A 12,778-nucleotide genomic window follows, 5' to 3' on the forward strand; every position below is an offset into this window, starting at 1 on the left:
GAAAAGTATACGATGTATACACACTCCCCTGATCGGAGTGTATAATAACTCCTTCTGGCTGATTGCGTTTATCCAAAGCATCCTGCAGTGTATCAATTACTAATGTCGTTTGTTGATGATTATAAATCTTATAAGCTACGATTTCATTATTATACAAATCCATAATCGTAGACAGATATAATGTTTCGCTGCCATACTGGATATACGTAATGTCCGTTACCCACTTCTCATTTGGTTTACTTGCACTAAAATCACGATTAAGAATATTAGGTACAATGACTTCACTTTCTCCCTGCGATTTCCACTTGCGTTTTGGTTTCACCTTACACTGCAAATGATGCTTCTGCATAATGTTTTGAACTGTGTTCCTATTAAGATGAATATGATGTTCTCGCTTTAGAATAGCTCTAATTTTCCTATGACCATTTCTATATTTAGTAGCCTTACAGATTTCAATAATTAACTCTTCATGTTCATTCCGATATTCACCAAACCCTTTAGTCCAACGATAATAGCTAGCACGTGGAATCCCTAAAACTTTTAAAATGGAAGTAACGGTATATTTTTCACGAAATTGTTCAACCAATTGTACTACTAGCCCTTTATCGACTCCTTTCTCATCGCCATATACTTTTTTAGAATTTCATTCTCCATTTTTAGGTGAGTTAGTTGATTACTTATTCGCTCGTCCTTACTTAAAGAATCGGGCCCATGCCCAAATGTATATTGTTTACCAATTGGCTGATCAAACCGATACATTTCTCCATTTTTGTACCATCTCATCCAAGTTTCAATTTGAGTTTTATTTTTGATTTTGTATTTGTTCATAATTTCCCGTGTTGTTAATTTTCCTTCAAGCTTATCTCTTACTACCGCCCATTTAATCTCTTTTGTATATACAGTTTTTTTGCCCACGCAAAAACACCTCCGAATAATGTCACAATACTTATCTCAAGTATTGCCATTTTGGAGGTGTTTTATATTGTCTCACTATTTTAGGTTAGTCCATAACTAGCTAGAACGGTTAACCCTCTTTTTTTGTCTCCAACAATCAGAATAGGATAAAGATGGTAGAATAAAACAAACGACACTTCAATTAGTGGAGGCTTAATAACCATGAATTTTGACTTAGATAGGTACTTTTTAGAATTAGCATTACAAGAAGCTGAAAATGCATTACTTGAGAACACATACCCCATTGGAGCAGTAATAGTTGATGAAGATAATAATATAATTTCCAAAGGACGAAACCAAGTGCATCCACATCAAGATGCAACGGCACATGCTGAAATTATTGCGATAAGAAATGGCGGTCCGGCAATTTTACAGGGAAAAGTAAGTCGTCAGAAATATACTATTTATACCTCTTTAGAGCATTGTCCGATGTGTACAGGGGCCATCTTATTTGCCAATATGAAAAAGGTCATCTGGTTATTAAACGACGACATAGGATTTGGAGGCTATAGAAAAATAAAAGATGCTAATCTATTTGATGAACGGTTCGATGAAATCGAGATGGTGGGGGAACCTTATGAAGATTTGAAAAGAAGACAACAAGAGCTACTGAGTAAATGGTCTACTAATCCAAATCATATCGTTCACTTGAGAAATGCTTTAAAATAAATGAACCTTCTATCAGTGGGATTTCCCTTCTTCCCCACTGATAGTTAGTTGTTCCTTTATAGATAATTGAATTCCAACCTATCTTCTACAAATCTACTATGCAAGAGTTGTGAGCCTTATTGACGTTTATGAGTTAGTGAAAAAACTAGCTGTGTTTGCTAGCCTTTTGGAAGAACTCTAATGATAGATACATCTTTATATCCTATAAAAAAATTCTCTATGGAGAGGGCTGAAACTTCTTGAATGAAAACAATTTTTGCTTTGATCCAACTCAAAGCAGTTGTAAATGCCCTGTAATTTCATCTACATTGTTTCTATATCCTAAAATGGCTAAACAAGTATCTGTCTTTTCTCCATGAAACATGGTCAAGCCACTGTCTGTTATTAATTTAACTGCTTCTCCCTTTTCGATGGCTCTATTTTTCACTTCATGTAATTCGTCTAGACTTTTGACGTAGACACATATTTTAGTCGAAGATTCGCTGAACCATTTTTCTAATATCGCTTGTGTATGCACATCTTCGCGCTTTATCATATCTAATACTAATCCTAAGCTTGCGTGACTACCTTGGGCTACATATTTCCCCTTTGTCATACACAAATCTTTTCGAACTACAATAACCATTTTTGTTTCTGTTGCCTTCCTCTCCAATTAACGTCACCCTCTATATATTATTCTTCGGAACTTTTTTGTAATTTTCAAAATTCAAGCTCCGATTGCTATACTATTCCGTGATAAATTTATTTGTTACTTGTTTAAATAAAATCTTACCTAAGATGAAAAAAACCAAAAAAGCAAAAATCCCTTCACTTTTTTGGCTGATTATTTTTCTTAAATCATAAATGTCCTTTGCTAATCTAATTTCATCCCTCGCTTGAAATAGCAATCGGTGTTACTGCCTTAGATCGATCTACATAAATAAATCCATTATAGCGGACTGAAACTTTTGATGGTACATAATTCCCATAATGTTCATATGCTGCCTCATAGATTACCCCTATGGCACGATGACCGATTGTATGCTCAAAAAAGTAACGGTTTTCCTCTGTAAAGGTTAGATATTTATTAAAGGAGCCAGCACGATGAAGTTGTGCTTCCCAGCTATTAAGTTGTGCAGGAGGAATATTCATTATTTTGTACCAATCTCCCCATTTTTCTGCTGCAATGACGGTCCCCTTGTAGGTACCAAAACCAACTGCATACACATTTTCTGCTCCAAATTTTTCTTTTGCAATTTGCCCAACATTCACTAATCCTTCTTGTTCCATACTAGTAGCTCTTGCATCACCAATATGCGTATTATGTTCCCAAACAATCCCCTTTGCTTCCTTCCCATAAAATTGGCTGACAATCTCTAAAGCTTCTACCATATGATAATCACGAATATTCCATGATTCGATATCGTCTGTAACCATTGCTTTATAATAGGCTTCTGCATTTTTGGATACTAACCCATTTATTTGTAAATTAAGGTAGGACTCTTTATCCTCTTCCATGTATTGCTTTCTTTTCGATACAATAGAATTTAGAAGCTCTAATACTTCCTCTCTACAGCTTTCTCCCAAAAAAGCCGCAGACATGCCATATTGCTCTGGCCTTTTGTTATAGGGGTGAAAACAAGTAATTGCTTGCATCGCTTTATCCAAATCTGGTGAATTTATTTTTTGCAAATAAGCAACAATAGACTCCATCGATTCCCATAAGCTATAGACGTCTATGCCATAAAATCCAACCTTGTCTTCTTCCTTTTTATCAAAATTATATGCTTTTAGCCACTCAATAAGGGGAATGATTTCTTCATTTGCCCACATCCATGTTGGCCATCTGTGAAACTGAGAAAGTACTTCTCTAGCATGAGAATAATTTGAATGCCCTTTTACATACTGGTTCACTTCATAACAAGACGGCCAATCTCCTTCTACTGCAATAAAAGTAAAGCCATGATCTTGTATTAATTTTTTACTGATTTCTCCTCGAATGGTATAGAATTCTGCTGTACCATGGGTGGCTTCTCCCAGTAATATGTATTTTGCTTTACTAGCATTTTCGATTAAACCGTTTAAATCCTCTATATCATGAAAAGGCTGACTATATTGTTGGATATTTTCGATTGTCTTACTGATTTTTGTGACCATTTTTGTTCACATCCTTTCATTTGCTATTTCCTTTTAATGAATTCATTTTATTTTGTTCATTTAATTGCAAGGTATACTCCTTTATATTTAGCAAAACAAGGTATAAAGGTAAAAAAAGAAGGTGGAGACTCACGAGGCACTCGCTAGTCTCCACCTTTTTATCTATTTTCCCCATTCGATTCGATTACTTCTTTATACCAATAAAAGCTCTTCTTCTTGATACGGCGAAGGTCGTGCGTTCCTTCTTCATGCTGATTAATATAAACGAAACCATATCGTTTTTGGAATCCGTTCAACCAGCTTAGAAGATCAGTAAACGACCAAACACAATATCCCATTAAGTCTACTCCATCTGTAATGGCTTCTTGCATCGCGTTAATGTGAGCGCGGATAAAATCAATGCGGTAATCATCATTGACGATATTGCCTTCTTCCAGCTTATCAAAGGCCCCTAAACCATTTTCACTAATGAGAATAGGTAGATGATAGCGATTTGTAATTCTTCGAAGCGCTATCCGTAATCCTTGTGGATCAATATTCCAATCCCAATCTGTTCTTTCTAGATTTGGATTCTCGACTGTTTTATACACACCAGGTATTCCGGAATCCTGAGAAGTACCTTTTTTCCCAGAAGTGTTCATTTCAGCACTACCTACTCCGCCTTCTAACGGATTTTTCTCAAAGGTCGTTGTTTGATAATAGTTAAGTCCCATGAAATCAGGAGTACCTTCTCTTAATAATTCAAAATCCCCTTCTTCCACCTCAGGAGTTAATCCATTTGCCTCTAAATAGTTCCATGCAGCTTCTGGATATCTTCCCCAAGCATAAATATCCATCCACCAATGGCTATTCAATTCCTCCGCATTCTCTGCTGCAATAATATCTTCTGGTTTTGAAGTTAATGCATATGCAGGCGAGTACGCAAAGCTAGGACCAATTTTTCCATTTGGAACATATTGGCGGAATGCTTTAATAACACTCGCATTCGCTAAGTTTGCATGGTGATTTACTTGATAGAAACGTTTTTCATCTGTCACTCCAGGTGGATGTACAGCCATTCGGTAGCCTAAACCAGTGAAAATATTTTGCTCATTTAAACTAACCCAATATTTCACTCGGTCCCCAAACTGTTTAAATAATTCAATACTATAATTGGTGAAATCCTCAATAATCTGACGAGACTCCCACCCTGCATATTCATCTTGCAGGATTTGTGGAAGATCCCAGTGATAAAGAGTAAGAACTGGCTCAATATTATACTTGATTAACTCATTAATTAAATTATTGTAAAAATCAATTCCCGCTTGATTGACTTCGCCTCTTCCTTCTGGAAAAATACGAGTCCAAGCAACGGAAAATCGATAAGCCTTCATTCCCATTTCAGCCATCAGCTGCACATCTTCTTTATAACGATGATAATGATCTACTGCAACATCTCCATTTGTTCCTTTAAATGTTTTTCCCGGAATCCTAACAAATTTATCCCAATTTGAAACTCCTTTGCCATCCTCATTCCATGCACCTTCTACTTGATACGCTGCAGATGCAGCACCCCAAAGAAAATTATTAGGGAACGCTTTCATTGATTGATGAATCACTTCGCTCAACTCCTTAAATTCTTAGAAATAATACTCCTATTATAGATATATATTCTTAGCTAACATCCTTTTTTCATCACTACACATTTAGATACTGTATAAAACCAGGTGTAAAAAGTATAGTTCATTATAAAATAAGTATATACATTTAATAACATTTTCGCAATACATAGCTATCATTAACTTAGAAAACCTTTACTCCCTCTATGAACTTAACATGAGCATGTATGAAAATTTATTAGAATACAATATAATGAAGGAAAAGGAGGAGATATTTTTATGGAATTTTCTTTATTTTGGGTAATAAACATTTTAATAACAGTTTATTTAGTTATAGATTCCAAAAAGCAAGGCAAAAACCCTGTTCTATGGGGAATCATGGGCTTTCTGTTTGGAATCATTACACTTTCTATTTACTTGATTAGAACAGATCGAAAAATTTTAGGATGGATTTTACTCGTATTAGCAATAATATTCATGCTACTATTTATCCTATTTATTATCGCCATTTTGTTTATGTCTTTTTCTTATCTTTAATTCTCTAAATTAAAACCCAAATGGTGGACATATTTTATATGTTGTCCTGATTTTGGGTTTTGATTAACATATTATTTTAAGTTCTTCCTTTTTTAAATACTACATTCTATTCCTATAAAAAATTCCCCTCCCTCCTTATTACAAAAAAAAGAGTCAGGATGTCCTTCTGCTATTCCTGAACTCTATATAGAAATTCTTATTCCATTTCTTCTTCTGTAAGCAATCTTGTTGCTTTTCCAATTGTTCCATCCTGGAGATTCCAAATGTCATTATGATCCTCAACCGCATTGCTAAAATCATTTTCCTGCCATCTTTCTAAAATAGATAGGTATAACCTGCTATTCTCATAAACATCAGTGTTTTCTTTTATTACTTCCAATAAGCGAGCAATTCTTCCTTGAGTTGGTTCTATAGAACCCCATTTTTCATCCGCATAAACTTTTGTATGGCTCATCTGATGAATAGCATCTTGGATTTCTAATTCTTTCATATTGTTAGGAAACTCAGAAATAAGCTCCAAATCCGCTTCTGGATCAGTGGAAGTAGTGGAATTATTATTATCGATTTCTTCACTCTTATCATCTTTCTCACTATTTACTGTCATCCTTTTTTCTGGCTCTGGCTTTACTTCAAAGTCTGTATCATTACTAGAAAAAAAGTAAACCCCAGTTCCCACAACAACTAAACTAACGAAGATTATTATAGCGAATTTATTTTTCATTATGACCTTCCTTACATGTTTTATTTCAACAGCTGTTCAATAACTTGTGCAACCCGGTGATCATATGGTTGAATTTCATCTGCAAGAGTTTCTAAACGTCTTTGACAATAAGCTTCCTTTTCTTTTAGATCATTTCCTCTTTTCAGTTCGGCTCCGATAATCTTTAACTGTTGAATCAATTCATCCATTTGCTCTTTGGTAGGACTGATTGCAGAAGTTGTTTCTGTAAAGTGACCTTTTTGTGCAGCATTTGCTAATTGCTCCTTAAAGAGATGCTGGTAGGTTGCGTAATGACTTTTACGATGTCCGTTTGCTCCTGAAGGATGAGGAAAATTAAACAAAATTGTTTTATTTTCAATCTTACCTTCTTCTACTAAGTATTGAAGTAAATCAGAAACTGCTTTTCCAGTAGGAATAATAACAGCATCTTTTAAACTGTTAAGTTCAGGGATTAACAGTTCATCTATCATTCTAGTAAAAATCGGATGTCCCATTAATTTTGGTTGACTTCCACTATAATTCTCTCCATTAATAAACACAGGGTATCTTAACACAGAAGATGTATGTAACAAGGAACTCTTCACATTAAATAATTGTTCACAACTATCAATGCCTAAATGTTTATGTAGTTCTATTCCATCAAGCATTTCAATGAGGTTCTTCCTCATTGCTCCACCAAAACTAGCATCGTATTTTGCATGATACTGTACTTGCTCCTCATCCTCTTTGTCCATATGATGGAGCACATAATTATAAGCCAACTCCATTTGCGTCCATCCAGGAGTAATTCCTAATATAACTACTTTAGCGCTTTTGTTAATATAATCGAAAGGGGCCCAATATACTTCTACCTTTTCATCCTTAGCGTACAAAAATCTCTCAGACATTAAATCTCTTTTTTCATACGTTTCTTTAAGTGGTGTTTTACACAACTCACTCCTATAATTTTCAAAACTCATTCTAGTTCCTCCTCCAATTTAACGATAATAATCATACCAATAAAAACCAATAACACTTTGCAAACAAAATAATAACACGAGTAAATATCACTGTCAATATTTTTCATAATATGTTATTATATCGGTAAACTAAATGCTATAAAGGGGATAGTATATGCCCAATTCTATAAATGAAAGAATTAAAAATAGAAGAAAAGAATTACATTTATCTCAAGCTGAATTGGCGAATCAAATTGGATTAAAGCCACCTGCTATTAGCCAATATGAATCTGGTGCAAGAAGGCCTTCCTTTGAGATTATTCAAAAACTAGCATTTGCTCTAAAAGTAACGACAGAATATTTAATTTCAGGTGTAGATCAAGTAAAAGCACAGCATTCGATTAATTTATCTGATCGTTTGTTCCTAAATATCGTTAACTCCTTATCACCACAAGATAAAGAAAAATTAGTTGAGTATGCAGCTTTTTTAGCAACTGGTAGAAAAATTAAAATGGATATACTATATGAAACACCAAAAGAATATGCGGAAGCCATTTTAACAGAAAAAGTAGAAGAACCGTTACCCATTGATTTATATAAATTAGCAAATGAGTTAGGAATAAAAGTTTTGGAAGATGATTTAGAGGAAGCAGAAGGAATTTATATACAAAGTGAATTTCCCATTATTTTATTAGCTCGAAGAAAAAAACACGAGCACAGAGCTAGATTTACATTAGCCACACTTATTGCACATCATGTTTTGCCATGGCACCTAAAAAATAAATACTTTTCCAGAAAATATAGGAATAACCAAGATAAAAATCAGCAATTTGGAGTATCCTCTCTCCTAACACAAGAAATCGAAGAAATGGAAGCACATCAGTTTGCCTCCACCCTTCTTATTCCAACAAATCATTTAACTATGGAGTTCACAAACAAAGTTGTAAATATAGAGACCGTTCAGCACTTTGCAGAAAAATATCACGTTACGTTATTCATGTTTTTAAATAGATTAGTTGATTTTGCACCAGAAAAATATGCAGTAGTCCAATCAGATGGCTCAAATATTATGAAAAGATTCCAAGGAAATCGAGCGCTAGTATCTAAATTACATACTAATAGCATTGCCGCAAGCTTTTTTCATAAACCTAGTACACAAATAGAACTAAGACGAAATGAAGTCCCAGCATCCTACTGGTTTATAGACAGTAAGATGAATGAAACGGTTATAGAGGAGTCTGTGTATAATCCTGATACGGGGAGAGTTTTGAGTTTGATTACTATTTTGGAGGAAAAATAAGAGCTGTCCAACCGTCCATTAATGACGGTAGGACAGCTCTTTACACTTATGACTAAACCGAAAGAGACTCCTCTGCTATATTAGACATCTTTGACCTGAAGCTTCGTTGTTTATCCGTCTGAAAATCAACTTTTTCTCCTCTTTTCTTTAACATAATATCCGCCGTTTTAGAAATAATAATAGTTAAAGAAAGGAGGGAAAAGTATGACCCAAAATAAAGAGAACTTAAATTCCATTATGAAACCAGATTTTGCAGGAACGGATGCACAAAAAGTAAAACAAGAAATTCAAAAAGATGTAAAAGCAGGAGATGGCGCAATGACTTCTAGGGAGGCAGGACATATGCGTGAGTCAACAACCCACGACTGATGTCACGGGCTTGTAAGGTCTTGTAACCTTTGGAATTTACAGCGGACAACAAGACCGATGTCTTGCCCTTCAAATCAAGCTAGAGATACTGTTTGGGCTCCAAGCAACCCGTTTGTATTAATATACCACAACTGTTTGCAGTAGTAGTATATTTCTTCTTTGCTTTTAAGCAAAGAAAGAAAATGTCGGACAATTGAGTTAGCAGAAGTTAATCCTACTAGCCCTCTAAAGGAAAACTAAAAATCTCTTTACACATTGTACAACTGTCTGTTCATCAAATCATCCAAGCTATCTAGGAGTAGTATGTTCCTATGATTAATATTAATCCATGATTTGATTACACTTTCTGCAGACTACATTTCACTAGAGATACTCAATAAGATTACATAAAAAAGACTGCCAAGCTTTAAAACTTAGCAGTCCATTATTTCTAATACACTTTTAATTAAAGAAACTCAATTGTTCCATTTCTTTAAATTTAATTTCCGTATCTGGTTCTGTACTATTAATTTCAGAAATTCGTTTTCCCATTCTCTCAATGAGTCCCACCACTAAAGCATTTCCCATACAAAAATATCGCATTCGCTCAGACATACCTTCTGTCCAATTATCTGGGAAACCATTCAGTCTTTCGCACTCAACTGGCGTTAGTATTCGTAATCTCTTTGTAGTAGGATCTTCAACTACATGACTACTTCTATTCACTGTTCCTTCACTAGTCAACATGGTACGGCCTGGTTTATCTAAGGGGTCTGGAAAAGCCATACCCCCTTCGGAAAATATATATTTATGGCCACTTGCAGCAGTTCTTTCAATCTTTTTAGGACCTTTTAAGTATTTAAACTTTTCTATTGCTGCTTCTTTCAAATAATATTTTTCGTCAACATTAGATTCAAGTATTTCTCCTAATGTCTTTGACTTTTCCTCTTGGGCCAAAGTTTCTTCTGTATAAACAATACCATTTCTCATAATCCCAGCATTTAAATATTTCATCGAGAATTCATCTGATACTTCAAGTATATCTTCTGGTAATTCTCTTAATTGGGCAGCATGCTTAGACGACGATTCCACTTTAATAGGAAACGGTTTAGCAAAAAAACCTTCTTTATGCAATATTTCTGCATCAGTAATTTTTTCTCTATCTTTAATATATTCAGTATCGTTTCTAATAGCAAAAATGAAGACTCTCCGTCTTCGTTGTGCCTGTCCATACTCTGCAGCATTAATAACTCTCCATTCTACAGAATAGTTTAAATCTCGAAAACTTGCTAACATTATAGAAAAATCTCTTCCACGCTGTTTAGATGGAGATTTTAATAATCGATCAACATTTTCAAGCAAAACATACTTTGGTCTTAATTCTTTAAGGAAGCGAACTATTTCCCAAAATAAAACGCCTTTTTTCCCTTGAATACCTTGTTCACCAGATAAACTTCTTGCAACAGAATAGTCTTGACAAGGAAATCCTCCTACTAGTAGTTGGGCATTTAAGTATTTTAAACTATACTCATCAACAGTTGCTATATCTTTATTGGAGTGTATTCCTTGGTCCATAAATTGTCTTTGATAACAATTAAAGGCATCTTGAACCTTTTTTGATGGCTCCCATTGATTCCCCCATACTATTTCAAAATTCTTCGTTGCTTCTAGACCTAATCGAAAACCGCCTACGCCTGCAAACAACTCTAAAGCCTTAATCATTTATCGAACATCCTTTCGGTATAAAATATACCAAAAATATAGTAATATATAGGAAGAAATTACATTAATGTATGTTGTTGTTAATTTCTTAAAACTAAAACAATACTATTTTCATTTTATCACACTTTAAGAACAAACGCTCTGTTTGTATATCTAAAATAAATATTCTAAGGAGATATTATGTTATACAAAACCGAATCTGAATTACTAAGTAAAGCCAAAGAAGCCGAAGGTAAAACATTTGGTCAAATAGATATTTATAATAGATTGTCTAATCGTAAATCAAAAGGTAGTTTAGGTCAAGTTATCGAAGAAAGTTTCTTTGGTTATAAAATTAATTCCGATGCTAGACCCGATTTTGAAGAATTAAGAGTGGAATTAAAAGTAACTCCGTTTAAAAAGAACAAAAATGGAAGTTTATCTGCCAAAGAGAGACTTGTATTAAATATAATAAACTATATGGAAGAAGTTGAAACTACTTTTCACACTTCTAGCTTCTGGGAGAAAAATCAAAAATTATTATTAATGTTTTATGAGTGGACACCAAATAATGAAAGAAATGATTATTATATAAATAAGAGTATTCTCTATTCTTTTCCAGAGGCAGATTTGGAAATCATTAAAAACGATTGGAAAGCAATTCTCGATAAAATTAAACAAGGAAAAGCACATGAATTATCCGAAGGAGACACCATATATTTAGGGGCATGTACAAAAGGAAGTAATAAAAATTCACTAAGAACTCAACCATTTTCGGATATTCCCGCAATGCAAAGAGCATATTCCTTAAAACAATCTTATATGACAGCTCTAGTAAGAAAACATATAAAGCAAGAAAATCTAGTGAATTTTGCTAACGCAATCGAATTACAGAAAAAAAGTTTTCATGAACTACTAAATGAAAAGTTTGCCCCCTATATTGGATTAACGGATGAAGAAATATCTAAGAAACTAAATATTAAATATAACAAGAGCTCCAAAAGTTTCATTCCCCAAATTATAAGTACTTTATTAGGCATAAAGGGGACAAAATTAGATAACATTGAAGAATTCGCAAAAGCTAATATACAATTTAAAACGATTCGATTAGAACCAAATGGTATTCCAAAAGAATCCATGTCATTTGAAAATATCGATTTTAATCAGTGGAAAAATGAAAGCTGGGAAGAAAGTTACATACGTAATCGCTTCTATGAAACGAAATTCCTATTCATTGTATTCCAATATAAGGAGCAAAAAAAAGATAACCCAAATAGGAAGTTATTTTTTAAAGGAATTAAATTATGGAATATGCCAGAAAATACTATCGAGTCAAAAATAAAAGAACTCTGGGTTGAGGTTAATAAACTATTGCATAGTGGTCTAAAAATTGAATATATAAAGCGCGGGGAAAATCTCGTTGAAACAAATAACTTTCCAAAAAGTTCTTTTAATGGTGTAACCCATATTCGCCCAAAGGGAAAAGATGGAAATGACAAGGTCGAATTACCAAATGGTCAATTAATTACTAAGCAATGCTATTGGTTAAATAATTCATATGTTTCAGAAATCATTAAAGATTAATAAACAAATAAAGAGAGGCTGGGACATAAGTATTTCAACTAACAGTAAACACGAACTATAATGTAATTATATTGTATAAAAGTTCGTGTTTGTTTTTTTAGAAAAAGGTTTAAAACCGAAGTGAAATGGAGCGGAGGACGGTCGACTCCTGCGGGAAATAGAGGAAAGGCTGAGACCCCGCAGCGCAGCGAGGAGGCTCAGCTTCCTCCCCGGCGCATCGAGCGTCTGTAGCGCAATGGAACGTCTTGGTTTTTACACTTACCTATATTTAAAAACAGAGATTAAGTAGCTT

At 34.1% G+C, this 12,778-nt stretch carries 13 protein-coding genes; 5 read left to right on the plus strand and 8 right to left on the minus strand.

Annotation, left to right across the window (positions count from 1 at the left end; genetic code table 11):
* The coding region (locus ADJ83_RS23430; RefSeq protein ID WP_048717144.1) for an IS3 family transposase at positions 1-586 on the minus strand (586 nt) is incomplete at its 3' end.
* Between the two features lie 8 nt (positions 587-594).
* Entirely contained in the window at positions 595-915 is a 321-nt protein-coding gene (locus ADJ83_RS23435) for a transposase (protein ID WP_016200952.1), read from the minus strand.
* 201 nt (positions 916-1,116) lie between these two features.
* On the opposite strand from ADJ83_RS23435, the gene ADJ83_RS23440 reads away from it, so the two are divergent.
* The gene (locus tag ADJ83_RS23440) at positions 1,117-1,623 is read left to right on the plus strand and encodes a nucleoside deaminase (protein WP_048719203.1); all 507 of its coding nucleotides are present in this window, start codon (positions 1,117-1,119) and stop codon (positions 1,621-1,623) included.
* A gap of 271 nt (positions 1,624-1,894) precedes the next feature.
* Here the strand turns inward: ADJ83_RS23440 and pth2 are convergent, their stop codons facing one another.
* The 3 genes from pth2 to ADJ83_RS23455 all read right to left on the minus strand — a co-directional run bounded on the left by pth2 (position 1,895) and on the right by ADJ83_RS23455 (position 5,342).
* Positions 1,895-2,275, minus strand: coding sequence for an aminoacyl-tRNA hydrolase (gene pth2 / locus ADJ83_RS23445; protein WP_204375780.1), 381 nt, complete (start codon positions 2,273-2,275; stop codon positions 1,895-1,897).
* 212 nt (positions 2,276-2,487) lie between these two features.
* The gene (locus ADJ83_RS23450; RefSeq protein ID WP_048719206.1) at positions 2,488-3,759 is read right to left on the minus strand and encodes an erythromycin esterase family protein; all 1,272 of its coding nucleotides are present in this window, start codon (positions 3,757-3,759) and stop codon (positions 2,488-2,490) included.
* A gap of 158 nt (positions 3,760-3,917) precedes the next feature.
* The gene (locus ADJ83_RS23455; protein ID WP_414630353.1) at positions 3,918-5,342 is read right to left on the minus strand and encodes a glycoside hydrolase family 1 protein; all 1,425 of its coding nucleotides are present in this window, start codon (positions 5,340-5,342) and stop codon (positions 3,918-3,920) included.
* A gap of 294 nt (positions 5,343-5,636) precedes the next feature.
* Here ADJ83_RS23455 and ADJ83_RS23460 point away from each other — a divergent pair, with 294 nt between their 5' ends.
* Positions 5,637-5,894 carry a hypothetical protein gene (locus tag ADJ83_RS23460; RefSeq protein ID WP_031537988.1) on the plus strand — a complete coding sequence of 86 codons (258 nt, stop codon included), beginning with the start codon at positions 5,637-5,639 and terminating at the stop codon, positions 5,892-5,894.
* A 196-nt stretch (positions 5,895-6,090) separates the two neighbouring features.
* Here ADJ83_RS23460 and ADJ83_RS24505 read toward each other — a convergent pair whose 3' ends face one another.
* Complete coding sequence (locus ADJ83_RS24505) at positions 6,091-6,615, minus strand: DUF6241 domain-containing protein (RefSeq protein ID WP_053094391.1); 525 nt, start codon at positions 6,613-6,615, stop codon at positions 6,091-6,093.
* Positions 6,616-6,635: 20 nt separating this feature from the next.
* Positions 6,636-7,574, minus strand: a complete 939-nt coding sequence (locus tag ADJ83_RS23470; protein WP_048719212.1) for a uracil-DNA glycosylase family protein — start codon at positions 7,572-7,574, stop codon at positions 6,636-6,638.
* A 154-nt stretch (positions 7,575-7,728) separates the two neighbouring features.
* Here ADJ83_RS23470 and ADJ83_RS23475 point away from each other — a divergent pair, with 154 nt between their 5' ends.
* Positions 7,729-8,853, plus strand: a complete 1,125-nt coding sequence (locus ADJ83_RS23475; protein ID WP_048719215.1) for a helix-turn-helix domain-containing protein — start codon at positions 7,729-7,731, stop codon at positions 8,851-8,853.
* 204 nt (positions 8,854-9,057) lie between these two features.
* Positions 9,058-9,222, plus strand: coding sequence for a hypothetical protein (locus ADJ83_RS25955; RefSeq protein ID WP_192840971.1), 165 nt, complete (start codon positions 9,058-9,060; stop codon positions 9,220-9,222).
* Positions 9,223-9,663: 441 nt separating this feature from the next.
* Here ADJ83_RS25955 and dcm read toward each other — a convergent pair whose 3' ends face one another.
* Positions 9,664-10,923 (minus strand): DNA (cytosine-5-)-methyltransferase, encoded by a 1,260-nt coding sequence (gene dcm, locus ADJ83_RS23480; RefSeq protein ID WP_031537992.1) that lies wholly within the window; start codon positions 10,921-10,923, stop codon positions 9,664-9,666.
* A 180-nt stretch (positions 10,924-11,103) separates the two neighbouring features.
* Between dcm and ADJ83_RS23485 the strand changes: the two genes are divergently transcribed.
* On the plus strand, positions 11,104-12,486 hold the full coding sequence (locus tag ADJ83_RS23485; protein WP_031537993.1) for a Sau3AI family type II restriction endonuclease: 1,383 nt from the start codon (positions 11,104-11,106) through the stop codon (positions 12,484-12,486).
* The last annotated feature ends 292 nt before the right edge of the window (positions 12,487-12,778 follow it).

This window comes from Bacillus sp. 522_BSPC, assembly GCF_001076885.1.
GTDB lineage: Bacteria > Bacillota > Bacilli > Bacillales > Cytobacillaceae > Niallia > Niallia hominis.